Genomic DNA, 18,268 nt, shown 5'->3' with positions numbered 1-18,268 from the left:
CGATAAATCGGGGCTTTAGATAACTGAACCCTATAACCGCACCTGCGGTTCGGAGAACCTTCCGAAAGAATTTTTTTCAAATCCAGCTACGAAGGCCTAAGTCTTCACAGTATATTTGAAAAAGAACTCTAAGGGAAAGTGGTTGCGGGGGCCGGATTTGAACCGACGACCTTCGGGTTATGAGCCCGACGAGCTACCAGGCTGCTCCACCCCGCGCCTGAAACGTGGCAAATTTTACGCGTTTTGGGTAAAAAATGCAAATACTGCTGGGATTTGGTACCGAGGACGGGACGTAAAATCTGCGCACAGTATATTGATTCCCTATGCGTTATGTCAACCTTGTTACGACTATGCAAATCAATGAATGCTGGCCCGCGGATGATCAGCAAGATAAATATGCCATCTACGCCGTTATTTAACGAAATTATCACTAAACTCTTCCTGTCATCCAGAAAAGATGATTAAATGAAAACTCATTTATTTTGCATAAAAATGCAATCAGTATAATAAGCCGACCTCTTCACCAGTCTATCAAGCAGGGTTTTATTTTATGACGACGATTCTCAAGCATCTCCCGGTAGGTCAACGTATTGGTATCGCTTTTTCCGGCGGCCTGGACACCAGTGCAGCACTGCTGTGGATGCGACAAAAAGGGGCTGTCCCATATGCATATACTGCGAATTTGGGCCAGCCGGATGAGGATGACTATGACGCCATCCCTCGCCGTGCAATGGAATATGGTGCTGAGAATGCTCGCCTGGTTGATTGCCGCAAGCAGCTGGTTGCCGAAGGGATCGCTGCCATTCAGTGTGGTGCGTTCCATAACACCACCGGCGGACTGACCTATTTCAATACCACCCCACTGGGCCGCGCAGTCACCGGCACCATGTTGGTTGCCGCCATGAAAGAAGATGGCGTGAACATTTGGGGTGACGGTAGTACCTATAAAGGCAACGATATTGAACGTTTCTATCGTTATGGTCTGTTAACCAACGCTGAACTGCAGATTTATAAACCCTGGCTGGATACCGATTTTATCGACGAACTCGGTGGTCGCCATGAGATGTCCGAATTTATGATCGCCTGCGGCTTCGACTACAAAATGTCTGTCGAAAAAGCGTATTCCACCGACTCCAATATGCTCGGCGCGACTCATGAAGCAAAAGATCTGGAATTCCTGAACTCCAGCGTCAAAATCGTTAACCCGATTATGGGCGTTAAGTTCTGGGATGAGAGCGTGAAGATCCCGGCTGAAGAAGTGACCGTACGCTTTGAACAAGGTCATCCGGTTGCCCTGAACGGTAAGACCTTCAGTGACGACGTTGAGATGATGCTGGAAGCCAACCGTATCGGCGGTCGTCATGGTCTGGGTATGAGCGATCAGATTGAAAACCGTATTATTGAAGCAAAGAGCCGCGGCATTTACGAAGCCCCGGGGATGGCGTTGCTGCATATCGCTTACGAGCGTCTGCTGACCGGTATTCACAACGAAGACACCATCGAGCAGTATCACGCGCACGGTCGCCAGTTGGGTCGTCTGCTGTATCAGGGCCGCTGGTTCGACTCTCAGGCGCTGATGCTGCGTGACGGTCTACAGCGTTGGGTTGCCAGCCAGATTACGGGTGAAGTCACGCTGGAACTGCGTCGCGGTAATGACTACTCAATCCTCAATACCGTGTCTGACAATCTGACGTACAAACCAGAACGTTTGACCATGGAGAAAGGTGATTCCGTATTCTCGCCGGACGATCGTATCGGTCAGCTGACCATGCGTAACCTGGATATTACCGATACTCGTGAGAAGCTGTTCGGCTATGCGCAGTCTGGCCTGTTGACCGCCTCTTCCGCAACCGGCCTGCCACAGGTTGAGAATCTGGAAAATAAGGCGAAGTAAATATTCACCATCTTATTAAGGCCGCGCAAGCGGCCTTTTTTATGCGCGGAATAGAGGGTGTCTGTAGGTCGGATAAGGCGTTTACGCCGCCATCCGACATTATTACAGCGCCTGATGGCGCTACGCTTATCAGGCCTACTGGACAGCCACAAATAACAGACGAAAAAAAAGACGCTTTGCAGCGTCTTTTTTTTGGAATTTGGTACCGAGGATGGGACTCGAACCCACAAGCCCGTTAGGGCACTACCACCTCAAGGTAGCGTGTCTACCAATTCCACCACCTCGGTACAGAATACTTAGCGTGGGATATCGCTGGTCGGCTGAGCCGGAGCAGCTGGCTGAGTTTGCTCGGTTTTCGCCGGTGCACTCAGATTTTCCCACTCACTTCCTTTATTGGTCTTATTGCTGTTCATGTTACCCAGCACCAGACTGATAATGAAGAACAGAGTCCCTAACACAGCTGTCATACGGGTCATGAAGTTACCAGAACCACTTGAACCAAACAGTGTACCAGAAGCGCCTGCGCCAAAAGAGGCTCCCATATCAGCGCCTTTACCTTGCTGCAGCATGATCAAGCCGACAAGGCCAATTGCTACAATAAGGAAAACTACCAAAAGAGCTTCGTGCATAATCAACCTGTTCCTTGCGGATTTGCCGCGTACCAATGCTTCGACCAATAAAGCGGGAATTTCAACTATTTCCCACTGAAGCGGGTGTGAATACTAACCAAAGCGAATAACCTTCGCAAGGGCAATTTGTTAGCATTGTATCAAGTGCGGAAAAAATCGCCACCTCAATCAAAAACGCAGCAACTTATCCCAGCATCGCTGCATTACTGACCGCTGATCGTCAAGGTTTGCCCAAACAACAATAGGGATTTCACAAACCAGATCCGAATTTTCTGGCCAACACTGAATGATCTCCTGATTCACCAACTCCTCAGCCACCATTGATTCAGGTAACCACGCCATTCCCATATGGCGCAGTACCATTTCTCGTATTGTTTCGCTTAGCCCAGTCTCAAACACTTTTTTCAACCGTGGGCGCACTCGTTGTTCTGCCGGATCAATAATACGTCTGACAAAGGTATAGTCGCTGTAGCATAGCAAGGGGATCGCGGTATGCGGATCATCCAGTCTGTCCGCGAGTTGCGCAGAAACCACCGGGATAAAACGCTCATATCGCCATAAAGAACGTTTCAGCCCTCCGGCAATCTCCAGCCCCGGTTGTGAGGAGGGTAAATCGTAAGTCACCAGCATATCAATTTGCCGGTTTATCAGGGCATTAAAGTGATTATCAATCCCCTGGATGCTGGCATTTACCGTGAAATTTAACTGCGGTTCACTTTGTCGCAGATAGTTGATCATATCTGGCAAGATATTCACCGATAGCGTATGCAGACTCACCATTACCAGCGTATTGTCCGTCGCTGGCATCATCGCCGACAGCTCGTGGCGCGCCTCTGTTAACGTACTGAGGACTTGCCTGGCATAAGGTTCAAAACGTTCGCCATAACAGGTTAGCGTAACGGGCGTCGTGGTGCGGTCAAACAGCGGGACCCCCAACATCTCCTCCAGCGCCTTTATACGTCGGCTTAGCGCGGGTTGGGTGATATGCCGTTGTATCGCTGCCTGGGAGTAATTCCCATACTGACTCAACGCCAGAAAATCTTCTAACCACTTCGAATCCACGTCTCATTCCCCATCATGCCATAACCGTATCCACCGATAACAAATCGGCAATAGTCACAGTTATAGTAATGGCTTTAATGTGGACATCATAACAACAATATTTCCGTTTCACCTGCCGACTCTCACCCTCGACGTTTGACAGGATCGTTATGTTTACTTTATTGACCAATGCCCGTGTTTTTTCTCCGGAGGATTTAGGCCTCTGCTCCTTGCTCATTCATGCCGACCGCATTGTTGCGGTGGAAAAAGATATTGCACTCTTTGATGGCGTCAAAGAGGTCATCGATTGCCGCGGTAAGTGGGTAATTCCCGGAATTATCGATCAGCATGTCCATCTTACCGGTGGCGGTGGCGAAGCCGGATTTGCCAGTCGGACACCCGCCGTCAAGCTGCGCGATCTGATTCAAGCGGGTATTACCACGGTGGTTGGCGTGTTAGGCACCGATGCCATTTCTCGTTCGCCCAAAGATCTCTACGCCAAAATGCAATCGCTCAATATTGAGGGATTACGCGCGTTTATGCATACGGGAGCCTACGAGGTACCCAGCCCGACCATTACACGATCCATCCGCGATGATATGGCCTTCATTCCGGCGATCCTGGGTGTCAAAATCGCCCTCGCCGATCACCGTGGCTCTTACCCCTCTTTCCAGGAGTTGCTGAGGATTGTCAGTGATATCCGCGTGGCTTCCCTGCTGGCAGGGAAAAAAGGGTTGCTGCACGTACACCTGGGCAATCTGCCGGAAGGGATGTCACAGCTGATGGAACTGTGCGATGCCGGTATTCCGATTCACCACATTTCGCCGACGCATGTCGCGAGGACAGAAGCATTGTTCGAACAGGCTATCGCTTTTGCACATCGCGGTGGACATATCGACGTGACGTCTGGCGGCAGTCGATTTATGCCCCAGGAGCAAGCAATTCTCCACGCACTGGAATCACAGGTTCCGGCCGATCGCATCACCATTAGCTCTGATGGCAATGGCAGCGTGCCGCGCTTTAATGCGCAAGGCATCGTAGAAGGATTAAGCGCCGCGCCGGTAGCTGGCAACCTCAACCTGTTGCCTCGTCTGATTGATGTGGGGATCCCGGTGCCACAGGCGATTGCGATGTTGACGGCAAACGTGGCGCGCTCGCTGGGTATTTCTGGCGGCGTACTCTGCGCAGAAGAACGTGCTGATATTTGCGTGCTTAATGACGACCTCTCACTGGCCCACCTGTTTGCCGCCGGAAAGCCGTTACTGCGTGATGGTGAGTGTCTGGTTACCGGCAACTTCGAGTAAGGGGGCGAGAATGTCATTATTACTGGCGCTACTCGCCATCATTTTTGCCGGACGTCTGATCCTCAAAAAATATCACCCCCAGTCGGTACTGCTCCTGACCGGGATTGTGCTGCTGCTCATCGCGCATTTTAGCGGGATGACTACGCTCAGCAGCCTGGTGAAAAAGAGCACCGGATTTGGTCCCTTTGACGCCTTTGAGTTTATCCGCGATACCCTGAGCGTGCGCCTCGGCGGTCTCGGACTACAAATCATGCTGATAGGTGGGTTCGCCACCTATATGTCGGCCATTGGCGCAAGCCAGGTGCTGGTTCGGGTAACATCTCGTCCTTTGCAGCGTCTGAACTCACCGTACCTGCTGTTGGGACTGGCGCTGTTACTGGGTCAATTCCTGTCGCTGTTTATCAGTAGCGCCACCGGGCTGGGTCTGCTATTGATGGCAACGCTTTACCCGTTGCTGACCCGTCTTGGCTGCAGCCGCGCCGCCGTTGCCGCCGTTATCGCCAGTACCTGTGCGGTTGAATTTGGTCCGGGTTCCGGCAACTCAGTTCTCGCCGCGAAAACGGCGGGTATCGAGGTAGTTAACTATTTTGTTCAGGATCAGTTACCGATTGTCGTTCCGGTTATTCTTTTCATCGCTCTGCTGCATATTGTTGTACAACGCTTTTTCGATCGTCGGGAAAGTGGTGACAATGCCGCGCAGCAAATGCAGACATTAACCTCAACCGAAGAAGCCGAAGCGCCGGTTGCCTGGCTATTCCTGCCGATGTTACCGCTGGTGTTGATGCTGGCGTGCAGTGATTTGCTGTTCAGCTCACTCAAAATTACGCTCGATACCGCCGTACTGATAAGCCTGGCCATTACCCTGGTATGTGAGTATTGTCGCCACCGTAAGGCTCGCGACGTGATGGCTGGTGTACAAAAAGTTTTCGACAGTATGGGCAGTGTGTTTGCCACCGTGGTGACGCTGATTATCGCCGGTGAGGTTTTTTCTGCCGGACTGAAAGCCATTGGCGCCGTCGACGCGCTGCTGTCGCTTTCCGGTGAATTTGGCCTCAGCGCGGCTTCCATAATCTTGCTGATGACGCTAATCACCTTTGCGATTTCAGCGCTGATGGGCTCCGGGAATGCAGCATTTTTCTCCTTCGCCCCGATGGTGCCGGATATCAGCCGCCATATCGGCAGCGACGTGGCGGTTATGATGCTGCCGATTCAGATCTCAGCGGGTATTGGACGGACGTTGTCGCCTATTGCCGGCGTGATTATCGCCATCGCCGGGATCGCAGGTGTATCACCGGTGGATATCGTTAAACGCACCGCAATTCCGATGCTGGGAGGATGGCTGCTGATGATTGCGCTGACATTCGCCCGATCCGGGCATTTGCTGGCAGTTCTGCCGTGGCTGGCAGTCCTTGTACTGCTGATGGTCGGCGGTTACTTCTGGCAGCGCCGACGTAAACAGCCGCTGGCAGTGCAGTAAAAAAAACCGGAGTCTCTCAGACTCCGGCTCTTACGCTGTACGGAAAGGGTTAAACGGCTTTCACTGCATCCGCAATGCGGTGCGCAAACTCCGTAACCTGTGCTTCGTCTTCACCTTCAACCATCACACGGATTAATGGCTCAGTGCCCGACTTACGCAGCAGTACGCGTCCACGGTTACCCAGTGTCGCTTCAACCTCTGCCATCACCGCCTTCACGCTTTCATGTTCCAGCGGATCGCCGCTACCCGCGGTGTAACGTACGTTAACCAGCAGTTGCGGGAACATTTTCATGCCGCTGCACAGGTCGTGCAAACTCATATGGTTGCGCACCATCGCTGCCAGTACCTGCAGACCCGCCACGATGCCGTCACCGGTGGTGGTTTTGTCCAGCAGGATCACATGGCCTGAGTTTTCGGCACCGATACGCCAGCCTTTTTCCTGCATTTTTTCCAGCACATAACGGTCGCCAACTTTCGCGCGGGCAAACGGAATACCCAGCTGTTTCAGCGCCAGCTCGAGGCCCATGTTGCTCATCAGCGTGCCGACTGCGCCACCGCGCAGCTGCCCCTGACGCAGGGCTTCACGAGCGATGATGTACATGATCTGGTCGCCGTCAACTTTATTACCTTCGTGATCAACCATAATGACGCGGTCGCCGTCGCCGTCCAGCGCAATCCCCAGATCGGCTTTTTCCGCGATTACGCGCGCCTGCAGCGCACGGACGTCGGTGGCGCCGACTTCTTCATTGATGTTCACGCCGTTTGGCTCACAACCAATGGCAATCACGTTTGCACCCAGCTCACGCAGTACATTTGGCGCAATGTGGTACGTCGCGCCGTTGGCACAATCCACCACGATTTTCAGCTCACTCAGGCTTAGCTCATTCGGGAAGGTGCCTTTGCAAAACTCGATATAGCGACCGGCAGCATCAACAATACGGGTAGCTTTACCCAGTTCAGCCGAGTCCACGCAGGTGAGCGTTTTTTCCATTTCAGCTTCGATAGCTTCTTCAACCGCATCTGGCAGTTTTGTCCCGTCGATGGAGAAGAATTTAATCCCGTTGTCATAAAATGGGTTGTGCGAAGCGGAGATAACAATCCCGGCCTCAGCCCGGAAAGCACGCGTCAGATAAGCAACAGCAGGGGTTGGCATTGGGCCCGTGAAAGAAGCTGACAGTCCGGCGGCAGCCAGACCCGCTTCCAGCGCGGACTCCAGCATATAACCGGAAATACGCGTATCTTTACCGATAATGATTTTGCGTGAACCATGACGTGCCAGCACTTTTCCTGCCGCCCAGCCCAGCTTAAGGACAAAGTCAGGAGTGATTGGAGCGTCGCCTACACGACCACGAATCCCATCGGTGCCAAAATATTTACGATTACTCATAGCGTTTGTTTTCCTTTGCAGACAATGTGGCTTCCACCACACGCATCGCTTCTACGGTTTCTTTGACGTCATGGACACGAACAATCTGCGCACCCTGCATTGCGGCAATGACCGCGCATGCAAGGCTGCCGCTCAAACGCTCAGATGGCCCCACATTGAGCAATTGGCCAACCATTGATTTTCGTGACATCCCTACCAGCAGCGGCAGATTAAAATGATGAAATTCCGCCAGACGTGCCAGCAATGTGTAGTTGTGGGTAAGATTTTTACCGAATCCGAATCCTGGGTCGAGTAGCAATTTATCTTTTGTGATTCCGGCCCGTTCACAACGTGCTATTTGCTCAACAAAGTAACGATTTACCTCAGCAAAAACATCCTCGTATTTTGGCGCTTCCTGCATGGTTTTCGGCTGCCCCTGCATATGCATCAGGCAAACGGGCAATCCGGTTTCCGCTGCGGCTTCCAGCGCCCCAGGCTCCGAGAGTGAGCGAATGTCATTAATGATATGTGCGCCGACTCTGGCGCATTCGCGAATCACTTCCGGTTTTGAGGTATCTACCGAAATCCACACTTCAAAACGTTGAGCAATTGCCTCCACCACCGGGATCACTCGCTGCAACTCTTCTTCCACGCTCACATCGGCAGCACCGGGACGCGTGGATTCACCACCCACATCAATGATAGTCGCCCCGGCGTTAATCATCAGGTTTGCGTGTTTTACCGCCTCAACCAGAGAGTTGTGCGCCCCGCCATCGGAAAAAGAATCTGGCGTGACGTTCAAAATCCCCATGACGTGCGGATGACTGAGATCCAGTGAAGAACCCTGAGCAAAGAGTTTCATAGCTTTATCCCTGAAAAAAATCTTGAATATGCAGATAAGAAAAACCCCGGAGCAAGCCCCAGGGTTTTCAATTAAAACACGGTCATCATCAACGATAACTTATTTGTCGCCCAGTTGCTCTGACATGGTGCCAGAGTCCGGCGCACGCGGTTCATCAACCGGACGCGGCGCGCTCGGCTTGCCGGTGCTGCCAGAGTTGTTGTTAGAAGAACCCGGTTCTTCCCAACCCGCTGGCGGACGCACGTCGCGACGAGCCATTAAATCGTCAATCTGCGGTGCATCGATGGTCTCATATTTCATGAGCGCATCTTTCATCGAGTGCAGAATATCCATGTTTTCATTCAACAGACGACGCGCACGGTCATAGTTACGTTCAATCAGCAGTTTAACTTCCTGATCGATAATGCGCGCGGTTTCATCGGACATATGTTTAGCTTTCGCCACAGAACGTCCCAGGAACACTTCGCCTTCTTCTTCCGCATACAGCAACGGCCCCAGTTTGTCAGAGAAGCCCCACTGAGTGACCATGTTACGCGCCAGGTTTGTCGCGACTTTAATGTCGTTGGACGCACCGGTAGAAACATGTTCAGCACCGTAGATGATCTCTTCCGCCAGACGACCGCCGTACAGCGTGGAGATCTGGCTTTCCAGTTTCTGACGGCTGGCGCTAATTGCGTCGCCTTCAGGCAGGAAGAAGGTGACACCCAGCGCACGGCCGCGCGGAATAATCGTCACTTTGTGCACCGGATCGTGCTCCGGTACCAGGCGACCGATAATCGCGTGGCCAGCTTCGTGATACGCGGTAGATTCTTTCTGCGCTTCCGTCATCACCATGGAGCGACGTTCCGCACCCATCATGATTTTGTCTTTCGCTTTCTCGAACTCAACCATCGATACAACACGCTTGTTGCCACGCGCTGCAAACAGTGCCGCTTCGTTCACCAGGTTCGCCAGGTCCGCACCGGAGAAACCAGGCGTACCACGAGCAATGATTGCCGCATCGATATCCGGAGACAGCGGTACGCGACGCATATGCACTTTCAGAATCTGTTCACGACCGCGAACGTCTGGCAGCCCCACCACAACCTGACGGTCAAAACGGCCTGGGCGCAGCAGCGCAGGGTCAAGAACGTCCGGACGGTTAGTTGCCGCGATAACGATAATACCTTCGTTACCTTCGAAGCCGTCCATCTCAACCAGCATCTGGTTCAGCGTCTGTTCACGTTCATCGTGACCGCCACCCAGACCCGCGCCACGCTGGCGACCTACGGCGTCGATTTCATCGATGAAAATGATGCACGGTGCCGCTTTCTTGGCTTGTTCGAACATGTCACGCACACGAGATGCACCCACACCGACGAACATTTCCACGAAATCAGAACCGGAAATTGTGAAGAATGGAACCTTCGCTTCACCCGCGATGGCTTTTGCCAGCAGGGTTTTACCTGTACCCGGAGGACCAACCATCAGGACGCCTTTCGGGATCTTACCGCCCAGTTTCTGGAAACGGCTCGGTTCACGCAGGTATTCAACCAGTTCAGCGACCTCTTCTTTTGCTTCGTCACAACCAGCGACGTCAGCAAAAGTGGTTTTGATCTGATCTTCGGTCAACATGCGCGCTTTGCTCTTACCGAACGACATGGCACCTTTGCCACCACCGCCCTGCATTTGACGCATAAAGAAGATCCAGACACCAATCAGCAGCAGCATTGGGAACCAGGAAATGAAGATAGAAGCCAGCAGGCTCGGCTCTTCAGGCGGCTCGCCAACAACCTTGACGTTTTTGGTCAGCAGGTTATCAAGCAGCTTCGGATCGTTAACCGGAATGTAGGTCGTGTAACGGTTACTATCTTTCTTGGTAACGTTAATCTCACGTCCGTTGATACGCGCTTCACGAACCTGGTCCTGATTGACCTCTTGCAGGAAGGTAGAGTAATCAACCTTACGGCCATTAGACTCGCTGGGCCCAAAGCTCTGGAATACTGACATCAGCACAACGGCAATGACCAGCCAGAGTATTAGGTTTTTCGCCATGTCACTCAAGGGATTAACCTCATATTACAACTGTGTTAAAAACAGCGTCAGGATACTCTATATCCAGTTTCTTTCAAACTTTCGTTTGAAATCTACCGGTTATGGTTTACGCCCGGTCGCTACAATGTACACTTCACGCGAACGGGCGCGAGAAGAGTCCGGCTTACGAACTTTGACCTTCGTAAACAGGGAGCGAATCTCTCTTAGATACTCATCGAAGCCTTCGCCCTGGAACACCTTCACTACAAAACTACCACCTGGCGCTAATACATCACGAGCCATTCCAAGTGCCAGTTCAACCAGATACATGGCCCGGGGAATATCCACCGCCGGTGTTCCACACATATTTGGCGCCATATCAGACATGACAACTTGTACTTTACTGTCACCTACACGCTCAAGTAACGCTTTCAGGACTAATTCATCACGAAAGTCGCCCTGAAGGAAGTCCACACCAACGATTGGATCCATAGGTAAAAGATCGCAAGCGATAATGCGGCCGCTGTTTCCGATCTGCGTAACCGCATATTGCGACCAGCCACCGGGTGCAGCGCCGAGGTCAACAATCGTCATCCCCGGTTTAAAAATTTTGTCACTTTGCTGTATTTCATCAAGTTTAAACCAGGCACGGGAACGTAACCCCTTTTTCTGTGCCTGTTGAACATATTTATCGCTAAAGTGTTCCTGAAGCCAGCGACTCGAGCTGGCAGAACGCTTTTTACCTGTCATTTCACTTTCCCATCGGGCAGTTCATCGTAACCAATGGTGTAAATATCTACACAGCTATTTGGCGATATATGGGAGATGGCGGTAGAATGACCCGTTTTCAATCCCAACGTAAGCAAAAATATACGATGAATCTGAGTACTAAACAAAAACAGCACCTGAAAGGTCTGGCACATCCGCTCAAGCCTGTAGTTATGCTTGGCAATAATGGTTTGACCGAAGGGGTACTGGCCGAGATTGAACAAGCGTTAGAGCACCATGAGCTTATCAAGGTGAAAATCGCCTCGGAAGATCGCGATACTAAAACCTTGATCGTGGAAGCTATCGTACGCGAAACCGGCGCCTGCAATGTACAGGTCATCGGCAAAACGCTGGTACTGTATCGCCCGACTAAAGAACGTAAAATCTCGCTGCCACGCTAAGAATATCCCAAAGTTGCACACGAAGTTTGTGTAAAACGCGGGAATTTCCGCTAGCAGGAGAGCAAAATGCCACGCTCTCTTCGTTGATAAAAGGCCGCTATGCGGCCTTTTTCCTTTCTTTACAATGTATCAACATCTTAACCAAGATGCGAATTACAGGTATTCTACCTTCGTCACTTCATATTCCACTTCACCGCCCGGCGTTTTAATAACCACCACATCATCCTGCTCTTTGCCAATCAGGCCACGAGCGATAGGCGAGTTCACCGAAATCAAATTCTGTTTAAAATCGGCTTCATCATCGCCGACAATACGCCAGGTCTGCTCTTCGTCGTTATCGAGATTCAGCACGGTAACCGTCGCGCCGAAAACGACGCGGCCATTGTTCGGCATTTTAGTGACGTCGATAACCTGCGCGTTGGACAGTTTGGCTTCGATATCTTTAATGCGCCCTTCGCAGAAACCCTGCTGTTCACGCGCCGCGTGATACTCCGCGTTCTCTTTCAGGTCACCGTGTTCACGCGCTTCCGCGATCGCGGCAATAATTTCAGGGCGACGTACAGATTTGAGAAAATCCAGTTCTTCGCGCAGTTTTTCAGCACCACGTAAGGTCATCGGGATAGCTTGCATTTGTTATACCTCTTGAACATTCCTGTAGGGGGCGGTTGTCCTCACCCCGGCTGCTAAGCCCACCCTGGCATACGCCATGCCAGAGTCAGAAGCAAAAAAATACCGACCCGGGGCACGAGGTCCCAGGTCAGCTACAATTCTCTATTTGATGTTCATTTTACCCTGGAGTTCCCTATGGGTCATCGTTTACTTTTTAGGGCGTTGCGCCGTAGTATGACGGCCTGTTTACAGGTTGTTAGCGCGAGATTATGCGATTTCCCAGATTTGCCATTGGATTAACTGCCAGTATAGCGTTCAGCGTTCAGTCGGCGAATGTCGACGAGTACATCAGCCAGCTTCCTGCCGGGGCCAACCTAGCCCTTATGGTACAGAAGGTTGGCGCGCCTGCGCCCGCGATTGATTACCATAGCCAGCAGATGGCGCTGCCGGCCAGTACCCAGAAAGTGATCACCGCGCTGGCGGCATTGATTCAACTCGGACCTGATTTCCGTTTTACCACGACGCTTGAGACAAAAGGCAACGTAGAAAATGGGATATTGAAAGGTGACTTAGTTGCGAGATTTGGTGCCGATCCGACGTTAAAACGTCAGGATATTCGCAATATGGTAGCAACTCTGAAAAAATCAGGGGTGACGCAAATTGCCGGAAATGTCCTGATCGACACTTCCATTTTTGCCAGTCATGATAAAGCGCCCGGCTGGCCCTGGAACGACATGACGCAATGTTTTAGCGCTCCGCCAGCAGCGGCGATTGTCGACCGAAATTGCTTCTCTGTATCGCTCTACAGCGCACAAAAAGCCAACGATTTGGCGTATATTCGCGTGGCGTCTTACTACCCGGTGACCATGTTCAGCCAGGTTCGCACCCTCGCACGTGGTTCTGCCGAAGCGCAATATTGTGAACTGGACGTGGTGCCCGGCGATTTGAACCGCTATACGCTGACCGGATGCCTGCCGCAGCGCGCCGAACCTCTGCCACTGGCGTTTGCTATTCAGGACGGCGCCAGCTATGCCGGAGCCATTCTTAAAGATGAGCTAAAACAAGCGGGGATCACTTACAGCGGCACGCTGCTGCGTCAGACGCAGGTCAACGAACCGGGAACCGTGGTCGCCAGTAAGCAGTCAGCGCCACTGCATGACCTGCTTAAGATTATGCTGAAAAAATCGGACAACATGATTGCCGATACCGTTTTCCGTATGATTGGTCATGCGCGATTTAACGTGCCGGGCACCTGGCGAGCAGGTTCTGATGCCGTGCGCCAAATTTTGCGTCAGCAAGCGGGCGTTGATATCGGCAACACGATTATTGCCGACGGTTCTGGCCTCTCCCGCCATAACCTGATTGCCCCGGCGACTATGATGCAAGTGCTGCAATATATCGCTCAGCACGATAACGAGCTGAACTTTATCACCATGCTGCCGCTGGCGGGCCACGATGGCTCCCTGCAATACCGTGCAGGCCTGCATCAGGCTGGTGTTGATGGCAAGGTTTCAGCGAAAACAGGCTCACTGCAAGGGGTGTACAACCTCGCGGGATTCATCACCACGGCAAGCGGTCAGCGTATGGCATTTGTGCAGTATCTGTCTGGCTATGCGGTAGAGCCGGCTGATCAGCGTAATCGCCGTATTCCGCTGGTGCGCTTCGAAAGCCGGTTGTACAAGGATATTTATCAGAATAACTAGATGTTGAAGATGCCGGATGACGCTTACGCTTATCCGGCCTACACCAACTGGAAACAAAAACCCCGGCAGCATGGCCGGGGTTTTTAATGCGATTAACGCTTGTAGATGAACTCAACGCCTTCTTCGTCGTCTTCGTCCCAATCGTCATCCCAGTCATCTTCCGCTTCGTCTTCGACTTCAGCGAGCTGCTGACGGTGATAATCATCCCACATGAACTCAACTTTCTCCGGCTGTTTCGCTTCTTCAGCCTGAACGATTGGGTTCTCAATGATAAAGGTCATCACATCCCAGCAAAGATCCTTCACACCCAGCTGACTGGCGGCAGAGATCAGGTAATATTTACCTTCCCAGCCCAGCGCTTCGGCGATGGCTTTCGCTTTTTCTTCCGCTTCAGCTTTGTCCATCAAATCAATTTTGTTGAACACTAACCAACGCGGTTTAGACGCCAGATCCTGACTGTATTTTTCCAGTTCGCCAATAATGATACGGGCGTTTTCTACCGGATCGGAACCGTCAATCGGATCGATATCAATGAGGTGCAGCAACACGCGGCAACGTTCCAGATGTTTCAGGAAACGAATACCCAGACCAGCGCCTTCAGCCGCGCCTTCAATCAGACCCGGGATATCGGCAACCACGAAGCTCTTCTCGTTGTCCATACGCACCACGCCCAGGCTAGGTACCAGGGTGGTGAACGGATAATCAGCGACTTTCGGCTTCGCCGCAGATACTGCACGGATAAACGTCGATTTACCGGCGTTTGGCATACCCAGCATACCCACGTCTGCCAGCAGCATTAGCTCCAGCATCAGATCGCGCTTATCGCCAGGTGTACCCATCGTTTTCTGACGCGGGGTACGGTTGACCGACGATTTAAAACGGGTGTTACCCAGACCGTGCCAGCCGCCTTTAGCGACCATCAGACGCTGACCATGTTTAGTCATGTCGCCCATGGTTTCGCCCGTGCCCTGATCGATAACACGCGTACCGACAGGCACTTTAATCGTGACATCTTTACCACGCTTGCCGGTGCAATCACGGCTTGCGCCATTCTGACCACGTTCCGCACGGAATGATTTTTCAAAACGGTAATCGATCAGCGTGTTCAGGTTTTCGTCGGCTTCCAGCCAGACGTCACCGCCATCACCACCGTCACCACCGTCCGGACCGCCTTTTGGGATGTATTTTTCGCGGCGGAAGCTGACGCAACCATTACCGCCATCACCTGCAACGACCAGAATCGATGCTTCATCAACAAACTTCATTTTACTCTCCGTAAATCATTCGCCTGAGCGGGGTTGCGAAACCACCGTTTCATGCTTACGTAAACCGCCCCAAATTCGATGACCAATGGCGGAATACATCGCGCCCGCAACCACGATAAACGCACCGAGATAACCTAATAGGTTTAGCATCGGTCTGGCGAAGAAATCGGGCCAGGCCAGTGATAATAAATCTGAAAATAACAACGTAAACAGCGGCGTGAGCGTGATAATGGCGCTCACCTGCGCCGCCTGCCAACGCGCCATCGCTTCCGCGAGAGCGCCGTATCCTACCAGCGTATTCAGGCCGCAGAATACCAGGCATGCCAGCTGCCAGTCGCTGAGCTGCGTGATGACACCGGGTTTAGCCAGCGGCAATAACGCAATCGTACACAAAGTGTACAGTAAAAACAGGATCTGCGGTGATGCCAGCCGACGCAATAACACCTTTTGCGCGACCCCATAGCTCACCCAAACCGTCGCGGCACCGACACCAAAGATAACGCCCCAGGTGTAATCGGTGAGCCGGGTAAAAATTTCGATCAGACTGGTATTAAAAAACAACACCAGCCCGCTCAGAAGCATAATAGCGCCAATAATCTGCGTGCCGCGCATCTTCTCCTTCAGGATAAAGACGCTGGCGATCATCATGCCAACAGGTGACAGTTGACCGATAACCTGCGAAGCCGTTGGGCTCAAATATTGTAAAGACGAACTAAACAGAATGAAGTTACCGAACAGTCCACCAGTGGCAATAGCCAACAGCACCAGCCAACGCGCTTTGCGAAAAATACGCAATGGAGGGAGCTTTTTTTTAACCGCAAGAATAGCGCCAAGGCCAATGCTTGCCATTAAAAAACGGTAGAACACGACGGTAGGAGGTTCCATCACCTCCAGCACTTGCTTCATCGCTATTGGTAAAGCCCCCCAACAGACAGCTGTCGTGAGCGCTAAAAGAATACCAATACCTGCCTGCTGCTTCATGCCGTATTCCCTGCAAGGGCTCGTTTCCGGGTTATCACGGCGCGACGAGCGTATTTACCGGTCGTCGAATGTAAAAAGCCCCGCAACGTGTTGCGGGGCTTTTATCCGTTACCGGGACGCGAAAAACTTATTCAGCAACAATGCTGATGAATTTACGGTTTTTCGGGCCTTTCACTTCAAATTTCACTTTACCGTCTGCTTTAGCAAACAGAGTGTGGTCTTTGCCGCAACCAACGTTGGAGCCAGCGTGGAATTTAGTACCACGTTGACGAACGATGATGCTACCAGCCAGAACTGTTTCACCGCCGAAACGTTTTACGCCCAGACGTTTAGCTTCTGAATCGCGACCGTTACGAGTCGAGCCGCCAGCCTTTTTATGTGCCATTTAATCTGCTCCCCTTAACTTAAGCGCTGATGCCAGTGATTTTCACATCAGTGAACCACTGACGATGGCCCTGCTGCTTACGGTAGTGTTTACGACGACGAAACTTAACAATTTTAACTTTCTCGCCACGACCGTGAGCAACGACTTCAGCTTTGATAACGCCGCCATCAACGAAAGGAACGCCGATTTTGACTTCTTCACCGTTTGCGATCATCAGAACTTCTGCGAACTCAACAGATTCGCCAGTTGCGATGTCCAGCTTTTCCAGGCGAACGGTCTGACCTTCGCTTACTCGGTGTTGTTTACCACCACTTTGGAAAACCGCGTACATAAAAAACTCCGCTTCCGCGCACACCTTTTTGATGATTCAGAGTGCGCTATAAATATTCACAATAGGGCGCGAATATTACGCAAAACGCGAGCCTTTGACAAGTGCTACCGTCAATACATGAAGAAAAAAAACACAACGTGTACCGTAACGTTTATCTGCGGCGTTTTTTCAGTACAATCAGCATATATTTCTAACCCTAAACCCGACGTTACCTTCTTAAATAGTGAGGTAATCGGGGCGAGAAGCCCGGCTTTTGCGATGAATTTAGAAAAAATCAATGAGTTAACCGCGCAAGATATGGCGGGGGTCAATGCGACAATCCTTGAACAGCTCAATTCCGACGTCCAGTTGATCAATCAATTGGGGTACTACATCGTGAGCGGAGGCGGAAAACGCATTCGCCCAATGATCGCTGTACTCGCGGCGCGCGCTGTTGGTTATCAGGAAAATGCCCACGTCACGATCGCGGCCTTAATCGAGTTTATCCACACCGCGACCCTGCTTCATGACGATGTAGTGGATGAATCCGATATGCGCCGTGGGAAAGCCACGGCAAACGCAGCGTTTGGCAATGCTGCCAGCGTTCTGGTCGGCGATTTTATCTATACCCGCGCCTTTCAGATGATGACCAGCCTCGGCTCCCTGAAAGTGCTGGAAGTGATGTCTAAAGCGGTCAACGTTATTGCTGAAGGCGAAGTCCTGCAGTTAATGAACGTCAACGACCCGGATATCACCGAAGAAAACTATATGCGTGTTATCTACAGCAAGACGGCTCGTCTGTTTGAAGCCGCGGCCCAATGTTCAGGTATCCTCGCAGGTTGTAGCGATGAGCAAGAGAAAGGCCTGCAGGATTATGGCCGTTACCTCGGTACCGCTTTCCAGCTTATCGACGATTTACTGGATTACAGCGCAGATGGCCAGCAGTTGGGTAAAAACGTGGGTGATGACCTCAACGAAGGTAAACCTACGCTACCGCTGCTGCACGCGATGCGCCACGGCACTCCTGAGCAGGCGCAAATGATTCGCCAGGCGATTGAGCAAGGTAATGGTCGCCACCTTCTGGAGCCGGTTCTGGAAGCAATGAACGCTTGCGGATCACTGGAATGGACCCGTCAACGTGCAGAAGAAGAAGCAGATAAAGCCATCGCGGCGCTTCAGGTACTTCCAGATACTCCGTGGAAAGAAGCCCTGATTGGCCTGGCGCATATCGCCGTACAGCGCGATCGTTAATTGCCCTCG

Annotated in this window: 17 protein-coding genes and 2 tRNA genes; 6 read left to right on the top strand and 13 right to left on the bottom strand. The window is 51.9% G+C overall.

Going from position 1 to position 18,268, the window contains the following annotated elements:
• Positions 1–139: 139 nt before the first annotated feature.
• A tRNA-Met gene (locus tag I6L54_RS04015) sits at positions 140–216 on the bottom strand.
• 334 nt (positions 217–550) lie between these two features.
• Here I6L54_RS04015 and argG point away from each other — a divergent pair.
• Positions 551–1,894, top strand: a complete 1,344-nt coding sequence (argG, locus tag I6L54_RS04010) for an argininosuccinate synthase (RefSeq protein ID WP_005131837.1) — start codon at positions 551–553, stop codon at positions 1,892–1,894.
• A 200-nt stretch (positions 1,895–2,094) separates the two neighbouring features.
• On the opposite strand, the gene I6L54_RS04005 is transcribed toward argG, so the two are convergent.
• The 3 genes from I6L54_RS04005 to I6L54_RS03995 form a co-directional block, all read right to left on the bottom strand.
• Positions 2,095–2,181 (bottom strand) — tRNA-Leu (locus I6L54_RS04005).
• A gap of 9 nt (positions 2,182–2,190) precedes the next feature.
• On the bottom strand, positions 2,191–2,523 hold the full coding sequence (gene secG / locus I6L54_RS04000; protein WP_003025000.1) for a preprotein translocase subunit SecG: 333 nt from the start codon (positions 2,521–2,523) through the stop codon (positions 2,191–2,193).
• Positions 2,524–2,691: 168 nt separating this feature from the next.
• The gene (locus I6L54_RS03995; RefSeq protein ID WP_040234126.1) at positions 2,692–3,585 is read right to left on the bottom strand and encodes a LysR family transcriptional regulator; all 894 of its coding nucleotides are present in this window, start codon (positions 3,583–3,585) and stop codon (positions 2,692–2,694) included.
• Positions 3,586–3,734: 149 nt separating this feature from the next.
• On the opposite strand from I6L54_RS03995, the gene iadA reads away from it, so the two are divergent.
• On the top strand, positions 3,735–4,868 hold the full coding sequence (gene iadA / locus I6L54_RS03990; RefSeq protein WP_005121302.1) for a beta-aspartyl-peptidase: 1,134 nt from the start codon (positions 3,735–3,737) through the stop codon (positions 4,866–4,868).
• A gap of 10 nt (positions 4,869–4,878) precedes the next feature.
• The gene (gene dcuC, locus I6L54_RS03985; protein WP_005121303.1) at positions 4,879–6,345 is read left to right on the top strand and encodes a C4-dicarboxylate transporter DcuC; all 1,467 of its coding nucleotides are present in this window, start codon (positions 4,879–4,881) and stop codon (positions 6,343–6,345) included.
• A 49-nt stretch (positions 6,346–6,394) separates the two neighbouring features.
• On the opposite strand, the gene glmM is transcribed toward dcuC, so the two are convergent.
• The 4 genes from glmM to rlmE all read right to left on the bottom strand — a co-directional run bounded on the left by glmM (position 6,395) and on the right by rlmE (position 11,336).
• On the bottom strand, positions 6,395–7,732 hold the full coding sequence (gene glmM / locus I6L54_RS03980) for a phosphoglucosamine mutase (RefSeq protein WP_005121304.1): 1,338 nt from the start codon (positions 7,730–7,732) through the stop codon (positions 6,395–6,397).
• Positions 7,725–8,573, bottom strand: coding sequence for a dihydropteroate synthase (folP, locus tag I6L54_RS03975; RefSeq protein ID WP_005121305.1), 849 nt, complete (start codon positions 8,571–8,573; stop codon positions 7,725–7,727). Before folP ends, glmM begins: the two co-directional genes overlap by 8 nt.
• 99 nt (positions 8,574–8,672) lie before the next feature.
• Positions 8,673–10,607 (bottom strand): ATP-dependent zinc metalloprotease FtsH, encoded by a 1,935-nt coding sequence (ftsH, locus tag I6L54_RS03970; protein WP_005121306.1) that lies wholly within the window; start codon positions 10,605–10,607, stop codon positions 8,673–8,675.
• Positions 10,608–10,706: 99 nt separating this feature from the next.
• Positions 10,707–11,336 (bottom strand): 23S rRNA (uridine(2552)-2'-O)-methyltransferase RlmE, encoded by a 630-nt coding sequence (gene rlmE / locus I6L54_RS03965; RefSeq protein ID WP_004106110.1) that lies wholly within the window; start codon positions 11,334–11,336, stop codon positions 10,707–10,709.
• Between the two features lie 125 nt (positions 11,337–11,461).
• On the opposite strand from rlmE, the gene yhbY reads away from it, so the two are divergent.
• Entirely contained in the window at positions 11,462–11,755 is a 294-nt protein-coding gene (gene yhbY / locus I6L54_RS03960) for a ribosome assembly RNA-binding protein YhbY (RefSeq protein WP_003025016.1), read from the top strand.
• 153 nt (positions 11,756–11,908) lie between these two features.
• On the opposite strand, the gene greA is transcribed toward yhbY, so the two are convergent.
• Positions 11,909–12,385 carry a transcription elongation factor GreA gene (gene greA / locus I6L54_RS03955; protein ID WP_003025019.1) on the bottom strand — a complete coding sequence of 159 codons (477 nt, stop codon included), beginning with the start codon at positions 12,383–12,385 and terminating at the stop codon, positions 11,909–11,911.
• Between the two features lie 248 nt (positions 12,386–12,633).
• Here greA and dacB point away from each other — a divergent pair, with 248 nt between their 5' ends.
• Positions 12,634–14,067, top strand: coding sequence for a serine-type D-Ala-D-Ala carboxypeptidase (gene dacB / locus I6L54_RS03950; RefSeq protein WP_040234127.1), 1,434 nt, complete (start codon positions 12,634–12,636; stop codon positions 14,065–14,067).
• A 92-nt stretch (positions 14,068–14,159) separates the two neighbouring features.
• Here dacB and cgtA read toward each other — a convergent pair whose 3' ends face one another.
• The 4 genes from cgtA to rplU all read right to left on the bottom strand — a co-directional run bounded on the left by cgtA (position 14,160) and on the right by rplU (position 17,029).
• Positions 14,160–15,332: an Obg family GTPase CgtA gene (gene cgtA, locus I6L54_RS03945; RefSeq protein WP_003828732.1), complete on the bottom strand. Its 1,173-nt coding sequence runs from the start codon at positions 15,330–15,332 to the stop codon at positions 14,160–14,162.
• A 15-nt stretch (positions 15,333–15,347) separates the two neighbouring features.
• Complete coding sequence (locus tag I6L54_RS03940) at positions 15,348–16,313, bottom strand: DMT family transporter (RefSeq protein ID WP_040234128.1); 966 nt, start codon at positions 16,311–16,313, stop codon at positions 15,348–15,350.
• Positions 16,314–16,440: 127 nt separating this feature from the next.
• The gene (gene rpmA / locus I6L54_RS03935; RefSeq protein WP_003025030.1) at positions 16,441–16,698 is read right to left on the bottom strand and encodes a 50S ribosomal protein L27; all 258 of its coding nucleotides are present in this window, start codon (positions 16,696–16,698) and stop codon (positions 16,441–16,443) included.
• Between the two features lie 19 nt (positions 16,699–16,717).
• Complete coding sequence (gene rplU / locus I6L54_RS03930) at positions 16,718–17,029, bottom strand: 50S ribosomal protein L21 (RefSeq protein ID WP_003025032.1); 312 nt, start codon at positions 17,027–17,029, stop codon at positions 16,718–16,720.
• 258 nt (positions 17,030–17,287) lie between these two features.
• Here rplU and ispB point away from each other — a divergent pair, with 258 nt between their 5' ends.
• Positions 17,288–18,259, top strand: a complete 972-nt coding sequence (gene ispB / locus I6L54_RS03925) for an octaprenyl diphosphate synthase (RefSeq protein WP_005121312.1) — start codon at positions 17,288–17,290, stop codon at positions 18,257–18,259.
• The last annotated feature ends 9 nt before the right edge of the window (positions 18,260–18,268 follow it).

It is taken from the genome of Citrobacter pasteurii (assembly GCF_019047765.1).
In the GTDB taxonomy this organism is placed as follows: domain Bacteria; phylum Pseudomonadota; class Gammaproteobacteria; order Enterobacterales; family Enterobacteriaceae; genus Citrobacter; species Citrobacter pasteurii.
This window is presented reverse-complemented; position numbering and strand designations above follow the sequence as displayed.

Coding starts and splice junctions, on each gene's coding strand:
- dcuC (WP_005121303.1), top strand. CDS start 4,879: ATGTCATTATTACTGGCGCTACTCGCCATCATTTTTGCCGGACGTCTG.
- rlmE (WP_004106110.1), bottom strand. CDS start 11,336: ATGACAGGTAAAAAGCGTTCTGCCAGCTCGAGTCGCTGGCTTCAGGAA.
- glmM (WP_005121304.1), bottom strand. CDS start 7,732: ATGAGTAATCGTAAATATTTTGGCACCGATGGGATTCGTGGTCGTGTA.
- dacB (WP_040234127.1), top strand. CDS start 12,634: ATGCGATTTCCCAGATTTGCCATTGGATTAACTGCCAGTATAGCGTTC.
- folP (WP_005121305.1), bottom strand. CDS start 8,573: ATGAAACTCTTTGCTCAGGGTTCTTCACTGGATCTCAGTCATCCGCAC.
- greA (WP_003025019.1), bottom strand. CDS start 12,385: ATGCAAGCTATCCCGATGACCTTACGTGGTGCTGAAAAACTGCGCGAA.
- I6L54_RS03940 (WP_040234128.1), bottom strand. CDS start 16,313: ATGAAGCAGCAGGCAGGTATTGGTATTCTTTTAGCGCTCACGACAGCT.
- ftsH (WP_005121306.1), bottom strand. CDS start 10,607: ATGGCGAAAAACCTAATACTCTGGCTGGTCATTGCCGTTGTGCTGATG.
- rpmA (WP_003025030.1), bottom strand. CDS start 16,698: ATGGCACATAAAAAGGCTGGCGGCTCGACTCGTAACGGTCGCGATTCA.
- secG (WP_003025000.1), bottom strand. CDS start 2,523: ATGCACGAAGCTCTTTTGGTAGTTTTCCTTATTGTAGCAATTGGCCTT.
- ispB (WP_005121312.1), top strand. CDS start 17,288: ATGAATTTAGAAAAAATCAATGAGTTAACCGCGCAAGATATGGCGGGG.
- yhbY (WP_003025016.1), top strand. CDS start 11,462: ATGAATCTGAGTACTAAACAAAAACAGCACCTGAAAGGTCTGGCACAT.
- iadA (WP_005121302.1), top strand. CDS start 3,735: ATGTTTACTTTATTGACCAATGCCCGTGTTTTTTCTCCGGAGGATTTA.
- argG (WP_005131837.1), top strand. CDS start 551: ATGACGACGATTCTCAAGCATCTCCCGGTAGGTCAACGTATTGGTATC.
- rplU (WP_003025032.1), bottom strand. CDS start 17,029: ATGTACGCGGTTTTCCAAAGTGGTGGTAAACAACACCGAGTAAGCGAA.
- cgtA (WP_003828732.1), bottom strand. CDS start 15,332: ATGAAGTTTGTTGATGAAGCATCGATTCTGGTCGTTGCAGGTGATGGC.